This window comes from Corallococcus sp. AB011P (assembly GCF_003611605.1).
Classification (GTDB): domain Bacteria; phylum Myxococcota; class Myxococcia; order Myxococcales; family Myxococcaceae; genus Corallococcus; species Corallococcus coralloides.
This window is the reverse complement of the sequence record NZ_RAVX01000097.1, coordinates 1-252: the sequence shown is the minus strand read 5'-3', so window position 1 is coordinate 252 and position 252 is coordinate 1. Positions and strand designations below refer to the sequence as shown.

Below are 252 nucleotides of genomic sequence, written 5' to 3'. Positions count from 1 at the left end.
CTGCCCAGTCTTCCACTGCCTCCAAATTTCGGCCTTCTGGTCCGCGGAAAAGCCCTGACGTCTTCTCGCCACGCACAGCTCCTCTCGACGGGTAGCGCCTGTTGCGTCGACCCATTGAGTGTGCCGCGGCCTGGTTCGCGCAGGAGTCCGTGGCGACGCCCAAGCGGCGTACCGACTCGTGAAGGCGAACCAGGCCGTCCACGGCATCACGACGCTCTGCCGTGTCCTGGAGGTGTCCGAGAGCGGCTACCA

General features: G+C 65.5%; 1 pseudogene. It reads left to right on the top strand.

Annotated features, from left to right (window positions below):
• Positions 1–127 precede the first annotated feature (127 nt).
• Positions 128–252: pseudogene (locus tag D7X30_RS41500) on the top strand (IS3 family transposase); the annotation flags it as partial.